Below are 21,555 nucleotides of genomic sequence, written 5' to 3' on the forward strand. Positions count from 1 at the left end.
GCCGCGCGGGTTCAGGCGAGTTCGCCGAGCCGCGCAATGAGTTGGTCGGCCTGCGCCAGGTTGCGGGCCAGCTTGGCGCGCTGGTGAACCGCCTTCTCCTGGAATGCCGCGAGTCGGGCGCGGTCCCGGTCGGAAAGAGTTCCGGGGCCTGCCGTAAGGACGGGAATCAGTTCCGCCATTTCCTCCAGCGAAAACCCCAGGGGCTTCATCTGCATGATAACCAGCAGCCGCTCGCAGTCCGCGTTCGTGTAGACGCGGAAGCCGCCCTCGGTGCGGGACGAGGCCGGAAGCAGTCCCACTTCGTCATAGTGCCGGATGGTTCGCAGCGAAAGCCCGGTGCGGTCGGCCAGCTCCCCGATATGCATGGTGGCGGTGCCGGTGTTGGTAGAAATAGTGTGCCTCCTGGTCAATCGGCTTAAACCCTACCATCACGTTAGGGTAGAGTTTGAGCGAGGTGGGACCAAGCTTAAAGGTGTTCCCCCCTTTTCGGTGCATTGATGCGCCCCCACATTCTTCGAAAGTGCGATGGCGCTGTAGTGCGTCCTCCCGACCATGAACGGAGCCAGCAATGGCCGTCAAGACCGCCGGGGATGCCCCTGCCTACACGCCGGAACAGCTTCAGTCTGTCCGGGAAACCCTGAAGTCGCCGGGGCGGCTGAAGACCGAGGTCCTCGCGGGCCTGGTGGTGGCGCTGGCCCTGATTCCTGAGGCTATCGCCTTCTCGATCATTGCCGGCGTGGATCCCCGGCTTGGCCTGTTCGCCTCCTTCACCATGGCCGTGACCATCGCCTTCGTGGGAGGCCGCCCGGCGATGATTTCCGCGGCCACCGGGGCGATCGCGCTGGTCATCGCCCCGTTGGTGAAGTCCCACGGTGTCGACTATTTCATCGCCGCCGTCGTCCTGGCCGGCGTCTTCCAGGTCGTCCTGGGCGTCTCCGGCGTCGCCAGACTGATGCGATTCATTCCGCGGTCCGTCATGGTGGGCTTCGTCAATGCCCTGGCCATCCTGATCTTCATGGCGCAGGTTCCTGAACTGATCAACGTGCCGTGGCTGGTGTACCCGCTGACGGCGCTGGCCCTGGTCATCGTGTTTGGGCTGCCGAAGCTCACCAGGGCCGTTCCAGCTCCGCTGGTGGCGATCGTGGTGCTGACGCTTATCACCGTCCTTGCCGCCGTCGCCGTTCCCACCGTGGGGGACAAGGGCGAGCTGCCCGAATCCCTGCCGTCCCTGTTCATCCCCAACGTGCCGTTCAACCTCGAGACCCTGCAGATCATCTTCCCGTTCGCGCTGGCTATGGCCTTCGTGGGGCTGCTGGAATCGCTGATGACTGCAAAGCTCGTGGATGACGTGACAGACACGCGCTCCAACAAATCGCGCGAGGCGTGGGGCCAGGGCGTGGCCAACATCGTTACCGGCTTTACCGGAGGCATGGGCGGCTGCGCGATGATCGGCCAGACCATGATCAACGTGAAGGCGTCCGGCGCCCGCACCCGCATTTCCACACTCCTGGCTGGCGTCTTCCTGCTCATCCTGGTGGTGGTGTTCGGCGGAGTAGTGTCCGTCATTCCCATGGCCGTGCTGGTGGCCGTGATGATCTTCGTGTCCTGGGCAACGTTCGACTGGCACAGCATCCACCCGCGCACGCTGAAAATGATGCCCAAGAGCGAAACGCTGGTCATGGTGGCGACCGTCGTGGTCACTGTTGCCACGCACAACCTGGCCATCGGCGTCGGCGTCGGCGTGCTGGTGGCGATGGTCCTCTTCGCCCGGCGCGTGGCGCACTTTGTCACGGTCGAGCGCACCGTAAAAACAGTGGAGGGCCGGGAAGCCGCCACTTACGTGGTCAACGGTGAGCTCTTCTTCGCGTCCTCCAACGACCTCTACACCCAGTTCGAGTACGCCCACGACCCGACGCAGGTGGTGATCGACATGCACGCCTCGCACCTGTGGGACGCGTCCACCATCGCCGCCCTGGACGCCATCATCGAGAAGTACCGACACCACGGCAAGGAGGTGGAGGTGGTGGGACTCAACGACGCCAGCCTGCAGATCCGCCACCGCCTGGGCGGAAAGCTCGGCGGCGGCCACTGACAAACGCGCCACTGATAAAATAGCGGCGCTGCAAGGCGGCCATTTTGCTGGTCAACCAGCGCCGTACCAAAGTAGGGAACCACACACATCATGACGGCAGGCGGTTCACCCCTCGGAACCTCGGAGAGCCGCCCGGGCGCGCCGGAAGCCGGCACCGCGCCCGCCGGCCACCGCGCCTACATCGGCACCGCCCAGGGTTTCCTCGGCGCCCTGATGATGTTCGTGGGATCCATCGGAACCGGTTGGATCGCCAACGGCTCGCCCATGATCCGGCAGCCTGTGGTCATCGCGTTGCGGACCGAAGGCTGGGGCGTGGCCGTGTCCACCATCCTTCTGACCGCTGGAGCCATGCTCCTGATCCGCTCCTGGCTCCGGCTTGGCCAGCGGGTCGCCGGCTGGGGACAGCATTCCCTGCGGTCCGTGGTCATCGCGGTGTCCGCCTGGTCGCTGCCCCTGATGTTCTGCGTCCCCGTCTTCTCGCGGGATGTCTACGCGTACACCGGGCAGGGCCGGCTGGTCCGGGAGGGACAGAACCCCTACGAGGTGGGCATCTCCACCCTGAGCAATTGGTTTTCGCTCGGAGCCGACCCCGCCTGGGCGGAAGCCCGCACCCCCTACGGCCCGTATTTCCTGTGGCTGGCGCGCGGGGTGGTGGGGCTGACCGGCGCCCAGCCGGACCTGTCCGTCCTGCTCTTCAGGCTCTTGGCCGGCGTCGGCGTGCTGCTGTGCGTGATCTACGTGCCCAAGCTGGCCGAACTCCACGGCATCAATGGTGCCCGGGCGCTCTGGATCACCGTGGCCAACCCGCTGTTCCTGATCAGTTTCATCGCCAGCGCGCACAATGACGCGCTCATGGTGGGGCTAGCCGTCGCCGGCGTGTACTTCGCCGCTACCCGCAGGTACATCCTGGGCATCCTCTTGGTGACCGCCTCGATCGGCATCAAGCCCATCACTGTACTGCTGCTGCCCTTCCTCGGCGTGATGTGGGCCGGGGCCTCCGCCACCTGGCCGCGCAAGTTCCTCATCTGGGCCGCAACGGCGGGGATCAGCTTCGGAGTCCTGCTGCTCAGCGGCCTGCCGTACAACCTCGGAACGGGGTGGGTGTGGGCCATCATGGACCCCACGCCCGGGTACACCGGTTATTCACCGTCAGGCTTCCTGGGCCAGCAGGTGGAGATGCTGGCCAACGCGCTGGGGCTCCCGGGCGGGACGTTTGCGGACGTGCTGCGTACGGGCCTGAAGTGGATCGCCATCGGCCTGGTGCTGCTGCTGATGTTCCGCGGCGACTATTCGCGGGCGGTGCGCCGGATGGCATTGGCGTTCACCGCCGTCGTGATGCTTTCCCCCATCATCCAGCCCTGGTACATCCTGTGGTTCCTGCCGTTCCTCGCCGTCACCGGCATCCGCGACGACTGGCAGATCCGCTCGCTCTACGTAGTGGTCACGTTCTTCGTGGTGTTCGGCGCGCAGGACCAGCTGTCCGTGTGGTCGTTCGTGGAGCTGCCCATCGACGCGTCCTCGCTGGCGTTCGTCACGGCCCTGGCGTTCACGTTCTACCTGCTGGTGCTGGATATCCACACCCGGAAGCTGCTGATCGAAGGGAAGCCCCAGGACCTGGCCAGGCAGGGGTGGCGCTGGGTCCAGGAGCGGCGCGCAGCCGCCCGTCAGGCGCCATAGCGGCGGCCCGCTAAGCGCCTAACCTAAGCGCCTACGCGGCGATCCGCGCCGCAGGCTTCCGGCCGAGCTCGGCCGTCCGTTGTACCGACCACCACAGCAGCACCACCAGGAGCACGTTGCGGGCGGTGAGGACAGCTGCCATCACTGGGTGCGCGTGGATCAGCGGGGTGTAGAACAGCGGGTAAATCACGAAGGTGGTCATCGCGATGCCCATGAGCAGCGCGGCGGGCACCTTCCAGCGGTCCCAGTCGTGGGTGAGGCCGGCGATGATCACCGGGGCCAGCCAGATGATGAACTGCGGCGAGCCCACCTTGTTGAACACGATGAACGCGGTGACCATCATCAGCGAGCCTTCGAGGAACAGTTCCTCGCGCTCGGCGCCGCGTTTCATGGCGCGGACCAGCAGGATCGCGGCGCCCACAGCGGCCAGGATGAGGAGAGGCTGCATCAGCACGGCGGCGGCGGACGCACCCGGGCCGTAGACCTCGGTGGAGTTGATGGCGGTGTTGTCCGCCATCTTCGATCCGGCAATGTTGAACACGCTCAGCCACACCCAGGGCGTGGAGAACGTGGCCTCCAGCTGCATGCCGCGGTCGCCCTGGTTCAGGAGGAAGTCCAGGATGTGCGGCAGGCCGCCGGACAGCCAGGTGCCGAGGGCCACTACGGCGGTGACGGCCACGCCGGACAGGAACACCTGCACCCGCTTCTGGCTGGCGATCAGGATGGGCACAAGCACGGCCGCCGGCCATACCTTGATCCAGGTGGCGATGCTGAGCAGGAGGCCGGCCGCCACGGGCCGCTGCGCCGCGTACAGCAGTGCGACGAGCACGATAGGGGCGGTGATGCCCTCCACCCGGGCAAAGCTGAGGTAGCCCATGAACACGGTGAAGAACAGCCACCACCAGGCAGGGGCAACGCCACTCACGCGCCGCCGGCCGCGGGTCAGGATGTAAAGTCCGGCGGCGTTCAGCACCGTGATGATCAGGAACCAGCTCAGCAGGTACATGCTGGGCCCGGCGATATTTGCCAGGAAGATCGGCACCTGCGCCAGCACCGGATAGACCCAGGGGCTGATCTTTCCTTCCAGGTCCGCGGGGTTGTACCCGTCCATGGCCCACTGGCGGTACTGCTCGGTGTCGCTGAACGTCTCGCCGTTGAGGAAGAAGGACGCCATCCAGCCCAGGAAGTAGAGATGGACGACGGCGAATCCCCACCACACGCTCGAGGGGCGGGCGAACCAGTCCACCACCTTGGCGGGGAGGACTGTGCTGCGGACCGTCACCAGGCGGTCAAAGAACCTCGTGGAAATCTCAGGACTCCTTGAGCGCGGGGGCGGCGGCGGGGGTCTTCCTGCCCAGCAGGTACAGCCGGCGGACGCTCCAGAGGAACAGCACCACCAACAGGACGTTGCGGATGCTGAGCACCAGAGCCATCCAGGGATTGTTGTGGCTGAGGGCGTCATAGAACAGCGGGTAAATGAAGTACGTGGCCACCGCGATGACAATCAGCATGGTGGCCGGCACGCGCCATTCACGCCAGCTGTGGGCCAAGCCCACAGCGACGGCCGGGCCCAACCACACCATGAACTGGGGGGAGCCCACCTTATTGAAGACCACGAACGCCGTGGTGAGGCTGAGCGCGCCGGCCAGGAGCAGCTCGGTGCGGTCCACGCCGCCGTACTGGTTGCCGTTGTGCAGCGCCCAGAAGGTCAGGCCGGCCACGAGCAGGGCGGCGAGGACCAGCAGCGGCTGCATCAGCACGGACATGGCGGCGGTGCCCGGACCGTCCACCTGCATCGAGTTGATGTCCGTGTTCATGTACATCCGGGAATCCCCGATGTTCAGGACGGACAGCCACAGCCACGGCGTGGTGAAGGTCGCCTCCAGCTGCATGCCGCGGTCGCCCTGCTGGGTGAGGAAGTTCAGCAACCTGGGGACGCTGCCCAAGGTGGCTGCCAGCGCGACGACGCCCGCCGTCGTCGTCATTCCTGCCAGTACCACCAGCAGGCGGTTCCGGAGCACCGCGAAGAGGGCCAGCATGACGGCGGCCGGCCACACCTTGATCCAGGTTCCGATGGCCAGCAACACGGATGCGATGAACGGGCGGTTGACTCCGTAGGCGAGGGCCACCAGGACCAGGGGAGCGGTGAGGCCGTCCACGCGGGCGAAACCGAGCCAGCCCATGAGGAAGGTGAAGGTGAGCCACCACCAGGCTGCGGGGATGGCGGAGGTGTTGCGGCCGCGTTCGGTCAGCTTGAGCAGCGCCCAGGCATTGAGGAAGGTGGTCATGAGCACCCAAAGGAAGAAGAACGGGCCCGGTCCGGCGATGCCGGCGACGGCCATCGGGACCAAGGCAAGGATGGGATAGACCCAGGGGCTGGGGCCGCCGGCGAGGTTGGCGTCGTCGAACCCGGCCGCAGCCCAGTTCCGGTAGATGTAGGTGTCGCTCAGTGCCTCGCCCCGTAGTGAGAGCGATGCGGAGAAGACCAGGAAGACCAGGTGCACCACGATGAATCCGGCCAGCAGGCCCAGCGGCGTGTTCAGCGCCCTGCGGGCGGGGGCGGGAAGGACCACGTTGCGGATCCGGGTCAGTCTGCCGAAAAAAGCATCCATGGGAATGGCGGGACCTTGTCAGGTTGGGGGTTTCGGTGGGGCCAGGAACAGCCCGCGCCCGCAGTCAACTCTAATTGACCGGCGATTGGCGGCCGTAATTGCGGCTCCCCGTGTGAGCTTTGTCGCGCAGACCGGCGCTCGGCGCACAATCCCGCCCGCTGGCCGATATCTAAAGTTGCTGGCGCCGCCACGGTGGGGGACTATGGGGCAGGGCACTTTACGGGTGCCCTGCCGCGTTTGCAGCCTGGGGGAGCGCAACCGTTGAACGAACACCCTGCCCCTGACGATCCACAAAGGCTTTTCCCATGAATTTTCCCCTGACCCTCACCGTCGCCGACCGCAAGAGCATGGACAGCGAGCTCGAAGCCGCAGTCTCCGCTGCCAAGGCGCACGCGCTCGCCGGCAGGCAGCACGGCATCCTGGTCACCCGGCACGCGGCTGACAAATTCACCGTGGCGCTGAGCGAGGCCGTTCCGTTCGGCCTGACGCGCGAACACCAGGCCTGGTAGCAGCCAGCCGGATGGCCACCGAGTTGGTGGCCACAATCATCCCCATTCCCAGCCACTCATGCAGCACCAGGACCTGGCCCAGCGCCACGGTCCCGCCATCGCGGTGCTTCCGCACTGGGCTAAAGATGCATCCGTATGCACAGTTTCCCGGCGCTGCCGAGCCTGGTTGAGGACTTCATCCGCCTGGCAGGGGGAGGCCTATGGGCCTGATGCGCGGCAGCCATGGAGCACTACACTGGGTCGCATGACCGAGCCTGCGCATTTGGCAGATCCGGACGCCGTGGACACCTCCGTGCGCAGCCCGGCGGAGCGCTCACGCACCTTCGCCGGAATCCTCGTGAACACCGCGCTCGCAAACATCACTACCAGTTATCTGTGGTTCGCGCTCACGTTCTGGGTCTACCTGGAGACGCGCAACGTGATTGCCACGGGTGTGGTGGGCGGCGCCTACATGCTGCTGATTGCGCTGTCCAGCATCAGCTTCGGCACCTTCGTGGACCGGTACCGCAAGCTCACGGTGATGCGGTTCGCTGCCGCCTTCACACTGGCCATGTTCGTGCTGTCCGGGGTGGTGTTCCTTCTCGTCCCCATGGAACGTCTGCTGGACCTGACCCGGCCGTGGTTGTGGATCTTCATGCTGATCATCCTGATCGGCGCGGTGGTAGAAAACATGCGGAACATCGCCCTCTCCACTACGGTCACCATCCTTATCGAGCCGGACCGGCGGGCCAACGCCAACGGCATGGTGGGGATGGTGCAGGGCCTGATGTTCATTGTGACCTCCCTGCTGTCCGGCCTTTCGGTGGGGCTGCTGGGCATGGGCTGGACCATCGTCGTCGCCCTGGTATTGACGGCAGTGGCTTTCGCGCACCTGCTGACCCTCACGATGCCGGAGGAAATCCGGGCCGCTGCGACGGACGCCAAAGGCGGCTTCGACCTGCGCGGCGCCCTCGCGGCCGTCCTGGCCGTCGGCGGACTGTTCGCGCTGATCCTGTTCTCCACCTTCAACAACTTCATCGGTGGCGTCTATATGGCGCTGATGGACCCCTACGGACTGGAGATGTTCTCCGTGGAGGTGTGGGGCGCGGTCTTCGCCTTCGGCGCCACGGGGTTCATTGTCGGTGGGGCCCTCATCGGCAAATTCGGGCTCGGCAAGAATCCGCTGCGGACCATGCTGTTGGTCGTGGTCATCATGGGGTTCCTCGGGGCCGTTTTCACCCTGCGCGAATGGCCATGGCTCTACGTCGCGGGAATCTGGCTCTACCTGGTCCTGATACCTTTCGTCGAGGCCGCGGAGCAGACAGTCATCCAACAGGTGGTGCCGCTGCAGAAGCAGGGCAGGGTCTTCGGTTTTGCGATGGCGTTTGAGTCCGCGGCTGCACCGCTTACTGCGTTCGTTATCGCCCCGATTGCGCAGGTCTGGATCATCCCGTACGCCCGCTCTGCCGAGGGTGCCGCCCAGTTGGCACCCTTGTTGGGCGAGGGAATCTCCCGGGGCATTGCCCTCGTCTTCCTGGTGGCAGGCATCATCGTGATGGCTGCCGCGCTGCTGGCCTTCCTGACGCCGGTCTACCGCCGGGTGTCCGCATCGTATGCCGGGGCGGCGCCCGCTACGGCAGACGGTCAGGCCTGAGCCGGCTCGGTGCCCCGGCCTGCGCGGGGTCCAGCGGGACCGGACTGACCAGCACGGCCGGGCCGCGGCGCAGGAAACCGCCGGAGAGGACCCGGCACCGGATTCCGCCCCTGCCCCGCAGTGCTGCATGCGCGCCCGGGGCGAGCATTTCGTTCATCCAGGCACATGGCTGTGCATGCCGGCCGCCGTGGAAGGCCACCGTGGAACCGCCCGACTCCAGCGAGAAGTCCTGACCCAGCAGGGGAGCCAGTTGAGCTCCGCGGAGCACCAGGTTGCGCCGTGTGAGCAGCGGGTCAAAGGGCCCTGAGGCCAGTTCGGCGGCTACCGCCTCAAGGGCCTCGACGGCGAACAGCGTGACCGCCGCGTCCATATGCGCGGCCTTGCCGAAGAACCGGTCACCCACGATGCCCTTGCCCGCCACCACCTCCGCAACGTCAGCGTCCGCGGTGGGCACATCGGCGGCTCCGTCCTTGGCCCGGCCAAAGTACGCGTGCCCGGGTGAGACCAGCAGATGCAGAATCTCGACGTCGTACCGGAAGTTCCCGTTCATACCCCCACCGTACGTGGGACTCAGGCCCCGACGTAGGCCGCCAGGTGTTTGCCGGTGAGCGTCCCTTTCCCGGTGACAAGCGAAGCCGGCGTGCCCTCGAAAACGACTGTGCCGCCGTCGTGCCCGGCCCCCGGCCCCAGGTCGATGATCCAGTCGGCGTGTGCCATCACCGCCTGGTGATGCTCGATCACGATCACCGACTTCCCGTCGTCGACCAGCCGGTCCAGCAGGCCCAGGAGCTGCTCCACGTCCGCCAGGTGCAGCCCGGTGGTGGGCTCGTCGAGGATGTAGACGTCACCCTTCTCCGCCATCTGCGTGGCGAGCTTGAGCCGCTGGCGCTCGCCGCCGGAGAGGGTGGTGAGCGGCTGCCCGAGCGTGATGTATCCCAGTCCCACATCCGCGAGGCGTTCGAGGACCTTGTGCGCGGCCGGGGTCTTGGCCTCCCCTTCGGCGAAGTAGGCGAGTGCGGCCTCCACGGACATGTCGAACACGTCCGCGATGTTCTGCCCGCCAAGCGTGTACTCCAGGACGGCGGGCTGGAAGCGGCGGCCCTCGCAGTCCTCGCAGGTGGACTCCACCGTGGCCATGACGCCGAGTTCGGTGAAGATCACGCCCGCGCCGTTGCAGGTGGGGCAGGCGCCCTCCGAGTTGGAGCTGAAGAGTGCCGGCTTGACGCCGTTAGCTTTCGCGAATGCCTTGCGCACCGGCTCGAGCAGGCCCGTGTACGTGGCGGGGTTACTGCGGCGGGAGCCCTTGATGGCGCCCTGGTCGATGACGACGACACCCTCGCGTTTGGCCAGCGAGCCGTGGATGAGGGAGCTCTTGCCGGACCCGGCCACGCCCGTGACCACGCAGAGGACGCCCAACGGAACGTCCACGTCCACGTTGCGCAGGTTGTGCATGGACGCGCCCCGCACCTCGAGGGCCCCGGCGGCGTTCCGCACCGCATCCTTGAGGCGGGCCCTGTCATCCAAGTGCCGTCCGGTGACGGTATCGCTGGAACGCAACCCGCCGACGCCGCCCTCGTAGACAATCTCGCCGCCGCCGGTGCCGGCGCCAGGGCCGAGGTCGACGACGTGATCGGCAATCGCTATCGTCTCCGGTTTGTGTTCCACCACCAGGACGGTGTTGCCTTTGTCGCGCAGCTGCAGCAGGAGGGTGTTCATGCGCTCGATGTCGTGCGGATGCAGGCCGATGCTGGGTTCGTCAAACACATAGGTGACGTCGGTCAGGGAGGAGCCCAGATGCCGGATCATCTTGGTGCGCTGCGCCTCCCCGCCGGAGAGGGTCCCGGCGGGGCGGTCCAGGGAGAGGTAGCCAAGGCCGATTTCGGTGAAGGCGTCCAGCAGGTCCCGCAGACCGTCCAGCAGCGGCTTCACCGATGGTTCGTCGAGTTCCCGGATCCATTGGGCCAGGTCGCTGATCTGCAGGCCGCACAGATCCGCGATGTTCCTTCCCTTGATCCGGCAGGAGAGCGCTTCCGGGGTCAGCCGGGTTCCCAGGCACTCGGGGCAGGTGGCGAACGTAACGGCCCGCGCCACGAACCGGCGTACGTGCGGCTGCATGGCCTCCACGTCCTTGGAGAGCATGGACTTTTGGATCTTGGGGATGATGCCCTCGAACGTGAGGTTCACGCCCTCCACCTTGATTTTGGTGGGTTCCGCATAGAGCATCGTGTCCAGCTGCCTGGCGGTGAACTTGGCGATGGGTTTGTCCATGGGCAGGCCCATGCCCTCGAACAGCCGGCCGTACCAGCCGTCCATCGAGTAGCCCGGAACGGTCAGTGCGCCGTCATTCAGTGATTTGGAGTCGTCGTAGAGAGCCGTCCGGTCGATGTCGCTGATATTGCCCATGCCCTCGCAGCGCGGGCACATGCCGCCCAGGTAGGTGACTTGGCGGACCACGCTCTTTTCCACCCGTCCGCCCTTTTCCGTGCTCATCACGCCGCTGGCCTTGCGGGTGGGGACGTTGAAGGAGAATGCGGTAGGCGGACCGATGTACGGCTTTCCTAGCCGGCTGAAAAGGATGCGCAGCATGGCGTTGGCGTCCGTGGCCGTGCCCACGGTGGAGCGCGGGTTGGCGCCCATCCGCTCCTGGTCCACAATGATGGCGGTGGTGAGCCCTTCCAGCCGGTCCACGTCCGGGCGGGCCAGACTGGGCATGAAGCCCTGCACGAAGGCGCTGTACGTCTCGTTGATCATCCGCTGGGATTCGGCGGCAATCGTGGCGAAGACCAGGGAGCTCTTGCCGGAACCCGAAACGCCGGTGAATACGGTGAGCCTGCGCTTGGGCAGCTCAACGCTGACATCCTTGAGGTTGTTCTCCCGGGCACCCTGCACCCGGATGATGTCGTGGGTGTCGGCGGCGTGCAGGCCGCCCTTCCGGCTGGCTGCAGTGGTTTCGGTGCTCACACGTCAGATCGTGCTACGCGCCGGAGGAGATGTCCAGATGCGCCGGCTCCTGCACGTTTTCCCAGAACCGTTGCCCACGGATCAGCTGGAACCTAGCGTAAATGGGTGCACGCTCCCACTTCCGGGGGCGGACGTTGATACGAAGAGGTTTCCGATGTCCCAACGCATTTCCGTTTTTCTCGCGGCGCTCGCCCTGTTGGCCGGGACGCTTGCCGGGGCCGCGCCCGCTTCCGCCGATACGGCAGACATTTCGCCCCCCGGCGCCAACAACTGGGCCTGCAAGCCCTCCGCTGAGCATCCTTATCCGGTCATTCTCGTTCCCGGGACCTTCGAGAGCATGCTCAAGAACTGGTCCACGCTCTCGCCGGTCCTTGCCGGGCAGGGATACTGCGTCTTCGCACTGAATTACGGCACCACCAACGGGGTTCCGGCCACGGGGCCTGTAACTGAGTCCGCCCGCGAGCTGTCCTCCTTCGTCGATGCAGTTCTCGCTGCCACCGGCGCCAAGAAGGCTGACCTCGTGGGGCACAGCCAGGGCGGCATGATGCCCCGTTACTACATGGGGTTCCTGGGCGGCGCCCGGAAGGTCAACCACCTGATAGGGATTGCGCCCTCGAGCCACGGCACCGAAGGCGTGATCGCCCCGGCACCGGAAGACTTCCCGGCATCCACCGGGGACATGGAATTCGTGTGCCAGGCGTGCGCGGACCAGGAAGCGGGCTCGGCGTTCATGACCGAGCTGAACTCCATCGGCGATACCGTGGCGGGTCCGTATTACACCGTCATTTCAACCAAGTACGACGAAGTGGTCACCCCCTACACCAGCCAGTTCCTGGCCGGCTCCGCCCGGCAGGTCACCAACATCACCATCCAGGACAAATGCCCCCTCGACCTGGTTGAACATGACCAGGCTCCGAACGATCCCGTGGTCCACCGGCTGGTCTCGCACGCCTTGGCGTCACCCGGCCCTGCTGACCCGACGTTCCAGCCGAGCTGTATCTAGCCCCGCCCGGCGGGAGGACGCCTGCGCCGCAGCCAGGAACCGCTGGTGGCCCGGTAAGTCCCCGAAGCACAAAGAGGCGGCACCCTTGCGGATGCCGCCTCTTTGGCGTGGACGGTTTGTCGGGCCGGTTACAGCCCGGCGCCGACCTCTTCCTTGGAACCTGCGCCCTCGGCCTGACCTTCGCCCTGGCCTGCGAGGCGGAGCCAGGTGTCCACCACGGTGTCCGGGTTCAGGGAGACGGAGTCGATGCCCTGGCCGGCGAGCCACTCGGCGAAATCGCTGTGGTCGCTCGGGCCCTGGCCGCAGATGCCCACGTACTTGCCGCGGGCCTTGCAGGCCTTGATGGCCATGGACAGCAGCTTCTTGACCGCGGGGTTGCGCTCGTCGAAGCCGCCTGAGACGAGGGCCGAGTCCCGGTCCAGCCCCAGCGCCAGCTGGGTCATGTCGTTGGAGCCGATGGAGAATCCGTCGAAGTACTCCAGAAACTCGTCCGCGAGCAAGGCGTTGGACGGCAGCTCACACATCATGATGACTTCGAGGCCGTTTTCGCCGCGCTTGAGGCCGTTCTCCGCAAGCAGGTCGATGACGCCGCTGGCCTCGTCCAGGGTCCGCACGAAGGGGATCATGAGCTTGACGTTGGTCAGGCCCATCTCGTTCCGGACGAAGGACAGTGCCTCGCACTCCAGGTCGAAGCAGTCCCGGAAGGACGGCTCCAGGTAGCGGGACGCGCCGCGGAAACCAATCATCGGGTTCTCTTCGTGCGGTTCGTAGGCAGGCCCGCCGATGAGGTTCGCGTACTCGTTGGACTTGAAGTCGGACATCCTGACGATCACCGGTTCCGGCGCGAAGGCAGCCGCAATGGTGGCCACGCCCTCCGCCAGCCGCTTGATGTAGTAATCGCGCGGACCTTCGTAGGCCGCGATCCGTTCGCGGATTTCCGCGGCAACATCGGCCGGCTGGTCCTCGAGGTTGAGGAGGGCCTTCGGGTGGATGCCGATCTGGCGGTTGATGATGAATTCGAGCCGGGCCAGGCCCACGCCGTGGTTGGGCAGCTGGGCGAAGGTGAACGCCTGCTCGGGGGTGCCCACGTTCATCATGACCTTGACCGGAACTTCGGGCAGCTGGTCAACCTCGGTCTCGTCCACGCTGAAGTCCAGCAGGCCTTCGTAGATCAGGCCCGTCTCGCCGTCGGCGCAGGAGACGGTGACTCCCTGGCCGTCGCGGAGCGTTTCGGTGGCGTCGCCGGTTCCGACCACGGCGGGGATCCCCAATTCGCGGGCGATGATCGCTGCGTGGCAGGTACGTCCGCCGCGGTTGGTCACGATCGCGGCGGCACGCTTCATGATCGGTTCCCAGTCCGGGTCCGTCATGTCCGCCACCAGCACGTCGCCGGTCTTGAAACTGGCCATCTGGTCGATGGCGGTGAGGATACGGACGCCGCCGGCGCCGATCCGCTGGCCGATCGCGCGCCCTTCGGCGAGGACCGGGCCGGTGCCGTTGAGGCGGAAACGGCTCAGGCTCCCTGCGGCGCGCCGGGACTGCACGGTTTCCGGGCGTGCCTGCAGGATGTACAGGCCGCCGTCGATCCCGTCCTTGCCCCACTCGATGTCCATGGGACGGCCATAGTGGTTTTCGATGGCGATGGCGTGCCGGGCGAGCTGCTCGACGTCTTCATCGCTGAGGCTGAACCGGTTGCGCTGCTCGGCGGCAACCGGGACCAGGTCGATGGTGCGCCCGATTTCCTGGTTGGCGGTGTAGGTCATCTGCAGGGCCTTCTCGCCCAGACCGCGCTTGAGGATCGCGGGCCGGCCGGCACGCAGCGCCGGCTTGTAGACGTAGAACTCGTCCGGGTTCACGGCACCCTGGACCACGGCCTCGCCCAGGCCGTAGGAGGACGTGACAAACACAGCGTCCTGGAACCCCGACTCGGTGTCCATCGTGAACATCACACCGGAAGCCCCGACGTCGGAGCGGACCATGCGCTGGATGCCCGCTGAGAGCGCCACTTCGGCGTGCTCGAACTTGTGGTGCACCCGGTAGGCGATGGCGCGGTCATTGTAGAGGGACGCGAACACATCCTTGATGGCCAGCAGGATGTTGTCGATGCCGCGGACATTCAGGAACGTCTCCTGCTGCCCGGCGAATGACGCATCCGGCAGGTCCTCTGCCGTGGCGCTCGAACGGACAGCCCACGACAGGTCCTCGTGGCCGCCGTGCTTGTCCACCAACTGCTGGTAGGCGTCGCGGATCTGCGATTCGAGGTTGGGGAGGAACGGGGTGTCGCGGATCAGGCCGCGGATTTCCTTGCCGGCGGCGGCGAGGGCTGTGACATCGTCGGTGTCGAGCCCCACCAGCCGGTCGGCGATCTTCTGGTCCAGGCCGGAGCCGGCCAGGAAGTTCCGATAGGCATCCGCAGTGGTAGCGAAACCGTCCGGCACCTGCACCCCGGCGGAGGTCAGGTTCTGCACCATCTCACCGAGCGAGGCGTTCTTGCCGCCCACCCGGTCCAGGTCCTTGAGTCCCAATTCCGAGAACCACAGGATCTCTGTTGTCATTCTTACTGCTCCTTCGCAGGTAATGGCATGCCTAGCTGCGTCCCGCCCCGGCGATGGCCGGTAAAGAGGGCGCAAGTCCGTCCACAGTGACAGGTCTGCGGCGGTCTTTCCATATGACGTCCGCCACATGGAGTTTGTGAAAACTTTCCCTAATGCTTGAGGTTCATTCGCTGGAGGATCGTCGCAGCCATTTCCTCCACCGAGACCGTTGCCGAATTCAGGTACGGAATCCTGTGGGAGACATACAGCTGCTCGGCGCTCCGGAGCTCAAATCCACACTGTCGGAGCGACGCATATGAGGAACCGCGGCGGCGCTCGGTGCGGATCTGGCTCAGGCGCAGCGGGTTGGAGGAGAGACCGAAACACTTCGCAACGTAGGGGCGCAAGGGCTTGGGGAGGCCCTCCCGGCCGAAGTCCTCGTCCACCAGCGGAAAATTGGCGGCGAAGATGCCGTGCTGCAGGGCAAGGTACATCGTGGTGGGGGTCTTGCCGCAACGGGACGGCGCCACCAGGATCACCTGGGCCTTTTCCAGCGCGCGGAGGCTCTGGCCGTCGTCGTGCTCCATGGCGTACTCCACCGCCGCCATCCGCTTTTGGTAGAGCTCGGCGTTCCCCACGCCGTGCGCCCGGCCCGGTTCGCCGCTCGCCGGGGCGCCCAGGGCGTGCTCGAGCTGCCCCACATGCGTGCCGATCAGGTCAACGATGGTTCCCTTGCATTTGCCCACGGCCTCGCGGATGTCGCTGCTGACCGCGGTGGAAAAGACGATGGGCCGCAGCCCGTGGGCAGCCAGCTTGTCAATGCCGTCCACCACCTTGCGCGCCTGCTCCACGGACGTAATGAACGGGACGGTGATGCGGTCAAAGCGGTTGCCCGGAAACTGGGTCAGGAGGGTGTTTCCGAGGGTCTCGGCGGTGATTCCCGTGCTGTCCGAGAGGAAATAGACAGGCCGAACGTCATTGTTGGTCATGCCCTCATTGTTCATCAGGACGGGTCCGGCGGGCCATTCGGCGGCCAGCCGCCCTACTTCTTGGTCAGCCGGTACCGCTCGATCTGCCGTAACCGCCGCAGGAGGCTGTCGCGCCGCGGGTGCGGGACGGCGTCGGGCGCTTCCGCAGTGAGGTCGATGTGCTTGGTGCCGTACTGCCACAGGAGGAGGTCGTCCAGGAGGCGGTCCGGGCCGGGCGAGTAGCGGTGGTCCAGGGCCTTGCGGACCTCGGTGATGCGGTTGGCGCTGAGCAGCCCGGCCAGCTGCATGGTCTGGTTAAGGCCATGGGCTGCAAGGAGCTCCGCGGCCCAGCCCCAGTCGTCATCCACCTTGCGGTCCACGTGCGGAAGCAGCGTGCGCCAGACGTCGCGGATCCGGTTGGGGGTCAGGGGAGCCGCACCCTCGCCGTCCATGTCCCAGAAACTCCGGACTTCCTCGTAACGTTCGTGCAGGTCGGCGAAGGCGGTTTCCACGGTTTCCAGCATGGCCGCGGTGGCGGTGAACTGGCGGTCGAAGTGCGGCGTCCAGGCCCGCGGGTCCTCGGCCTTGAAGCGGATGTCGTGCTCGATCTCGCTCCAGGCATGGGCGAAGATGGTGCGGATCTGGCACTCGAAGAAGTAGCTGCCGTTGGGCGGAATGTCCGGGTTGAACACCTGCTGGTACTCCTTGACAGCCTCGTTCTGGAGGGTCCGCAGGATCAGGTGCCGGCTGGAGTAGCCGTAGGTGCCGGACTCGATGGAACCGATGTCCTTTTCCCGATCTCCGCGGCAGTCAAAGAGCTGGCGCTGGCGTTTGATGATGTTGGCCACCACCGCATTTTCGGCCGGCAGCTTGGTGATGACCCGGATGCCCACCATGTCATTCAGGGTGCGGAACGGGTCCGGGAACTTCAGCACCGGCGGCCCACCGGGCTCCAGCGGCTCCTCCACCCGTGAGATCTTCTCGCGGAACGATTCCACGGTCTTGGTCCGGCCCGTGACGAACAGCGGGGTGACCTCGGTGTCCTTAAGCATGTCCCTGGTCAGCGTGAGAACGTCCCGGGTGACCAGTTTCAGGGCAGGCCGAACGCGCTCGTAGATCTCCACGTTGTGCTCTACGGATTCGCGGAGCGTGGCGTCCAGGCTGTCCCAGTTACTCGGCATGGCTCCAGCTTACGGCGGGGGTGTGACAGGCAGGCCAAAAGGCCGCCCCGGACTGCTTTCCAGCAGCCCGGGGCGGCCCAGGGTCCACGAGGTTTAGCCAGGCTAGCGGCTGCCGACGCTTTCTTTGGTGCTTTCTTCCAGCGGCTGCATCTCAAGCCGGCGACGAACGCGGTTGACTGTCTCGGGGGCAAGGATCGCCGAGACTACCGTGATGACTCCGATGACGCTGAAGTAGAGGATCACCCAGCCCGGTTCACCGCCGCCGGCGTTGAGCAGGGCAACAGCCACCAGCGGGGCGATGCCGCCAGCCAGAACCGAGCCGAACTGGTACCCCATGGAGGCGCCGCTGTAGCGCAGTTTCGTGGAGAAAAGCTCTGCAAAGAAGGCGGCCTGGGGCCCGTACATCGAGTTGTGGAAGACGGCGAGCCCGATGATGATGGCGAGCGTGGCCAGCAGGGCGCTGCCCGTGTCCGTCATCACGAAGTACAGCGGGAAGAACAGGAGCCCGCCGATGGAGCCGAAGAGGTACAGCGGCTTGCGGCCGATCCGGTCCGAGAGCGCTGCCCAGAGCGGCACGGCGATCACGCCGATGGCAGAGGCGATGAGGACGGACATGGAACCTTGGGTGGCGCGCTCGGGCCCGAACGTGCGCATGATGTAGACCACGGAGAACGTGGTGTAGAGGTAGAACGCGGAGTTCTCCGCCAGACGCATGCCGATGACCAGCCAGACCCCCTTGGTTTCCTTCTTCAGCGCCTCGCCCAGCGGGTTGTGGGCGGTCTGCTTGCTGGCCACGAGCTCCTTGAAGTCGTTGGAGTCTTCCAGCTTCGCCCGGACTACCAGGCCCACCACAATCAGCAGCACGCTGAGCAGGAACGGCACGCGCCAGGCCCAGGCGTCGAAAGCGGCGGCCGGAACCATCGCCTGAACGGCCAGCACGGAGGCGTTGGCGAGCAGCATACCGGCAGGGACGCCCATCTGGGTGAAGCTGCCGAAGAAACCGCGGCGTCCTTCAGGGGCGTGCTCGGTGGAAATAATGGCGGCACCCGCCCATTCAGCACCGGCACCGAAGCCCTGCATGAGCCTCAGGACGGTCAGCAGGACCGGAGCCCACACCCCGATCTGGGCATAGGTCGGCAGAAGGCCCATGGCCAGGGTGGCGAAGCCCATCAGGAGCAGGGAGAGCACCAGCATCGGCTTCCGGCCGATCTTGTCGCCGTAGTGCCCCGCGAACATGCCGCCGAAGGGCCGGGCCACGAAGCCCACGGCGTACGTCAGGAAGGCGAGCAGCAGGCCCGTTGCAGGGTCCTGTTCCGGGAAGTAGAGCCGGCTGAAGACACCGGTCGCTGCCAGGAGGCCGAAGATGTAGTAGTCGTACCATTCGATGGTGGTTCCGGCGAAGCTGGCGAGGGATACCCGCCAGGACACGCGGCGTGCTTCGCCGGTGCTTGTTGCAGGGTTCGTCATTGGTCTTGTCTTTCGATCGTTGTTAGGGAGAGGAGGCTGGCTGCTTCCGGTGCCCGGTGCGGGCCCGGGCTACCAGTCGAGGGCGATGTATTTGGTTTCGGTGAAGTCCAGCAGGCCCTGATGGGCGCCTTCACGGCCCAGACCGCTCTGCTTGACTCCGCCGAATGGCGCGGCCGGGTCCGACACCAGTCCGCGGTTGAGCGCCACCATCCCGCTTTCAATGCGCTCGGAGACGCGCAGTCCGCGCCGCAGGTCCTCGGTGAAGACGTAGGCGGCGAGTCCGTATTCGGAGTCATTGGCCGCGGCAATCACCTCGTCTTCGGTGTCGAACCCGATAAGGGAGGCCACGGGTCCGAAGATTTCTTCGCTGACCATCCGCGCGTGCGGCGGCACATTGGTCACCACGGTGGGCGGGTAGAAGTAGCCCTCGCCGTCGGGGAGCTGCCCGCCGGTGAGCAGGCGTGCGCCCTGGCTGAGGGCGTCGCGGACCAGCGCGTCGACTTTCAGGACGCTGGCTTCGTCTACGAGCGGCCCCACCTCGGTGGCAGGGTCGGTGCCCGGACCGACGTTCAGGGCGGCCATGCGCTCTGCCAGGCGGCCGGCGAACTGCGCCTGGATCCCGCGCTGGACGTAGATCCTGTTTGCTGCCGTGCAAGCCTGCCCGCCGTTGCGCATCTTGGCGATCATCACGCCGTCGATCGCCTTGTCCAGGTCAGCGTCGTCGAAGACCACGAACGGCGCGTTACCGCCCAGTTCCATGGAGCACTTGAGGACGTTGTCGGCCGCCTGGCGCAGCAGGTGGCGCCCCACGCCGGTGGAACCGGTGAAGGAAAGCTTGCGCACCCGCGGATCGGCGAGGATCGGGGTCATGACGTCGCTGGTTTTGCTTGTGGTGATCACGTTGACGACCCCGGCCGGGACGCCCGCGTCGATCATCAGCTGGGCGATGGCCAGCGCAGTGAGGGGGGTGAGCGTGGCAGGTTTGAGGACAGCGGTGCAGCCGGCAGCCAGCGCGGGCGCCAGCTTGCGGGTGGCCATTGCGGCGGGGAAGTTCCACGGCGTGATCAGGACACAGACGCCGACGGGCTGGTGCTGGACCATGATGCGGTTGGTCCCCGACGGGGCGATGGAGATGTCGCCGATCATCCTGACCGCCTCTTCCGCGTACCAGCGGAAGAATTCGGCAGCGTAGGCCACTTCACCGCGTGCATCGCGGAGCGCCTTGCCGTTTTCCAGGGAGATCAGGCGGGCCAGGTGCTCGCTGCGTTCGGTCATGAGTTCGAAGCACCGGCTGAGGACCTCGGCGCGGCGTCGGGGCGGAGTCGCGGCCCAATCCGGGAAGGCCTGCGCGGCGGCATCGACGGCGGCCAGGCCGTCTTCGACGTCGGCATCGGCGATCGCGGTGATGACCGACGTATCGGAGGGATTGATGACGTCGACGGTTCCGCCGCGCTTGGCGTCGCGCCAGTTTCCTGCGATGAGCAGCTGCCGGGGAACGGCGGTGTCGCCGGCTGCGGGCGGTTCCTGGGTGGATAGGACAGTCATGGATGATCCTTTGGGTCTGGTGAACGGATACAGGGGGACGGACAGCTCAGGCGATGTCGCGGTCACCGTGGTAGGCGGACCGCACGATCGAGGTCACGGCCGCAAGGTCAAGGGGCACGGGGTTGTTGTCGATAAGGCGCTTGGAGTTCATCGAGAGCTGCGCGATCTGGTCAAGGTCGTCCTCTTGCACGCCGAGGTCCTGAAGCGTGGCGGGCAGTTCGATGGCGGCGAGGATTTCGTCAATGGCCTCCACTCCGGCAATGCCGGCCTGGCGCGCGTCCAGGCCTTTGATGTCCCTTCCCAGGGCTTCGGCCACCTGCGCCAGCGGCGCTTCGATGGCGCTGAAGTTGTGCCGGACGACATAGGGAAGCAGCAGGCCGACGCCAACGCCGTGTGGTGTGTGCGTCAGTGCGCCGACTGGGTACTGGATGGCGTGCGCCGCCGCGGTTCCCGCATTGCTGAGCACGATGCCGCCATAGAGGGCGGCCAGCATCATGTCAGCGCGGGCCTCGGTATTGCCTGGGTCTTTGTATACGGTGGCCAGGCTGCGGCCCAGGAGCCGGATTCCCTCCAGCGCCAGGGAGTCGGTGAGGACGTTCTTGCCGGCCAGCACGCGCTCGCTGACGAGGCTGGGGGTGGCCTCCCGCGTGACGGCCGTGAAGGATTCCACCAGGTGCACCAAGGTGTCCGCTCCGGTGGCCGCAGTGAGCGGCGCCGGGCAGGTGTAGGTCAGTTCCGGGTCGCAGACCGCCGCGTGGGGAATGATGTGCGGGCTCGAGATGCCCATCTTCATGCCCAGTGCGGGGTCGGATACGACGGCGATGGCGGTCGCCTCGGAGCCGGTTCCTGCCGTGGTCGGGAGTGCGATGACCGGCTTGACGGGGCCGGGGACGGCGAATTCTCCGTAGTAGTCGCCGGGCTCACCGCCGTGGGTCAGCAGCACGGCCACTACCTTGGCCATGTCCATGCAGCTGCCGCCGCCGAAGCCGATGATGACGTCGATCTCCCGGCCCTGGAGTTGCTCGATGCAGGCCATGATGCCCGGGGTGGGAAGCTCTGCCTGCGTTTCCCCGTAGACCGTGACTGCCAGGCCGCGGCGCCGCAGGCTGTCGACCAAGCCTTCCAGCTCGTCCGAGACAGCCAGCCGCGGGTCGGTGCAGACAAGTACGCTCCTGCCGAGCTCGGCGGCAATATCCGCCACGGCAAACCGCTGCTGTGCGCCCACGACTATTGTCCGCGGCAACCGCAAGACGCCGAAGGCTGACGGGCGGATGCCGGATTCCTGCGCACACGACATTGTGACTACTCCTAAAGATGGGATGTGCAGCTACGTGGAAAAGCCGCGCATCCCATCGTTCCAGCGGAGTGTGACT

The 21,555-nt window shown here is 66.1% G+C and carries 16 protein-coding genes; 5 read left to right on the forward strand and 11 right to left on the reverse strand.

The features are described 5' to 3' along the window. Positions 1–11: 11 nt before the first annotated feature. On the reverse strand, positions 12–365 hold the full coding sequence (locus tag ACIQC0_RS03445) for a MerR family transcriptional regulator (protein WP_377216604.1): 354 nt from the start codon (positions 363–365) through the stop codon (positions 12–14). A 203-nt stretch (positions 366–568) separates the two neighbouring features. Here ACIQC0_RS03445 and ACIQC0_RS03450 point away from each other — a divergent pair, with 203 nt between their 5' ends. Together ACIQC0_RS03450 and mptB are read left to right on the forward strand one after the other, a co-directional pair. Continuing rightward, positions 569–2,092: a SulP family inorganic anion transporter gene (locus tag ACIQC0_RS03450; protein ID WP_377216425.1), complete on the forward strand. Its 1,524-nt coding sequence runs from the start codon at positions 569–571 to the stop codon at positions 2,090–2,092. 90 nt (positions 2,093–2,182) lie between these two features. Beyond that, positions 2,183–3,769: a polyprenol phosphomannose-dependent alpha 1,6 mannosyltransferase MptB gene (gene mptB, locus ACIQC0_RS03455; RefSeq protein ID WP_400532630.1), complete on the forward strand. Its 1,587-nt coding sequence runs from the start codon at positions 2,183–2,185 to the stop codon at positions 3,767–3,769. A 31-nt stretch (positions 3,770–3,800) separates the two neighbouring features. Here the strand turns inward: mptB and ACIQC0_RS03460 are convergent, their stop codons facing one another. Beyond that, positions 3,801–5,051 (reverse strand): glycosyltransferase 87 family protein, encoded by a 1,251-nt coding sequence (locus ACIQC0_RS03460; protein WP_400532632.1) that lies wholly within the window; start codon positions 5,049–5,051, stop codon positions 3,801–3,803. 28 nt (positions 5,052–5,079) lie between these two features. After that, positions 5,080–6,381, reverse strand: coding sequence for a glycosyltransferase 87 family protein (locus tag ACIQC0_RS03465; RefSeq protein WP_377216428.1), 1,302 nt, complete (start codon positions 6,379–6,381; stop codon positions 5,080–5,082). 305 nt (positions 6,382–6,686) lie between these two features. Between ACIQC0_RS03465 and ACIQC0_RS03470 the strand changes: the two genes are divergently transcribed. Both ACIQC0_RS03470 and ACIQC0_RS03475 read left to right on the forward strand, forming a co-directional pair. Next, on the forward strand, positions 6,687–6,890 hold the full coding sequence (locus ACIQC0_RS03470; RefSeq protein WP_400532635.1) for a hypothetical protein: 204 nt from the start codon (positions 6,687–6,689) through the stop codon (positions 6,888–6,890). A gap of 244 nt (positions 6,891–7,134) precedes the next feature. Beyond that, positions 7,135–8,523: an MFS transporter gene (locus ACIQC0_RS03475; protein ID WP_400532637.1), complete on the forward strand. Its 1,389-nt coding sequence runs from the start codon at positions 7,135–7,137 to the stop codon at positions 8,521–8,523. Here the strand turns inward: ACIQC0_RS03475 and ACIQC0_RS03480 are convergent. Continuing rightward, positions 8,501–9,073, reverse strand: a complete 573-nt coding sequence (locus tag ACIQC0_RS03480; RefSeq protein ID WP_377216431.1) for an MOSC domain-containing protein — start codon at positions 9,071–9,073, stop codon at positions 8,501–8,503. The genes ACIQC0_RS03475 and ACIQC0_RS03480 overlap by 23 nt on opposite strands. A gap of 20 nt (positions 9,074–9,093) precedes the next feature. Continuing rightward, complete coding sequence (locus ACIQC0_RS03485; protein WP_400532639.1) at positions 9,094–11,484, reverse strand: ATP-binding cassette domain-containing protein; 2,391 nt, start codon at positions 11,482–11,484, stop codon at positions 9,094–9,096. Positions 11,485–11,638: 154 nt separating this feature from the next. Here ACIQC0_RS03485 and ACIQC0_RS03490 point away from each other — a divergent pair, with 154 nt between their 5' ends. After that, positions 11,639–12,487, forward strand: coding sequence for an esterase/lipase family protein (locus ACIQC0_RS03490; RefSeq protein WP_400532641.1), 849 nt, complete (start codon positions 11,639–11,641; stop codon positions 12,485–12,487). Positions 12,488–12,615: 128 nt separating this feature from the next. On the opposite strand, the gene ppsA is transcribed toward ACIQC0_RS03490, so the two are convergent. The 6 genes from ppsA to ACIQC0_RS03520 form a co-directional block, all read right to left on the reverse strand. Further along, complete coding sequence (gene ppsA / locus ACIQC0_RS03495; RefSeq protein ID WP_400532643.1) at positions 12,616–15,042, reverse strand: phosphoenolpyruvate synthase; 2,427 nt, start codon at positions 15,040–15,042, stop codon at positions 12,616–12,618. A 149-nt stretch (positions 15,043–15,191) separates the two neighbouring features. Then, positions 15,192–16,010, reverse strand: a complete 819-nt coding sequence (locus ACIQC0_RS03500; RefSeq protein WP_377216435.1) for a pyruvate, water dikinase regulatory protein — start codon at positions 16,008–16,010, stop codon at positions 15,192–15,194. A gap of 53 nt (positions 16,011–16,063) precedes the next feature. Next, complete coding sequence (locus tag ACIQC0_RS03505; RefSeq protein ID WP_400532645.1) at positions 16,064–17,170, reverse strand: GTP pyrophosphokinase family protein; 1,107 nt, start codon at positions 17,168–17,170, stop codon at positions 16,064–16,066. A 102-nt stretch (positions 17,171–17,272) separates the two neighbouring features. Continuing rightward, positions 17,273–18,637, reverse strand: a complete 1,365-nt coding sequence (locus ACIQC0_RS03510; RefSeq protein WP_400532647.1) for an MFS transporter — start codon at positions 18,635–18,637, stop codon at positions 17,273–17,275. A 69-nt stretch (positions 18,638–18,706) separates the two neighbouring features. Further along, entirely contained in the window at positions 18,707–20,182 is a 1,476-nt protein-coding gene (locus ACIQC0_RS03515; protein ID WP_400532649.1) for an NAD-dependent succinate-semialdehyde dehydrogenase, read from the reverse strand. Positions 20,183–20,228: 46 nt separating this feature from the next. Then, positions 20,229–21,479 carry an iron-containing alcohol dehydrogenase gene (locus ACIQC0_RS03520; protein WP_400532651.1) on the reverse strand — a complete coding sequence of 417 codons (1,251 nt, stop codon included), beginning with the start codon at positions 21,477–21,479 and terminating at the stop codon, positions 20,229–20,231. Positions 21,480–21,555 lie beyond the last annotated feature (76 nt).

The organism is Pseudarthrobacter sp. NPDC092419 (assembly GCF_044755045.1).
In the GTDB taxonomy this organism is placed as follows: Bacteria; Actinomycetota; Actinomycetes; order Actinomycetales; family Micrococcaceae; genus Arthrobacter.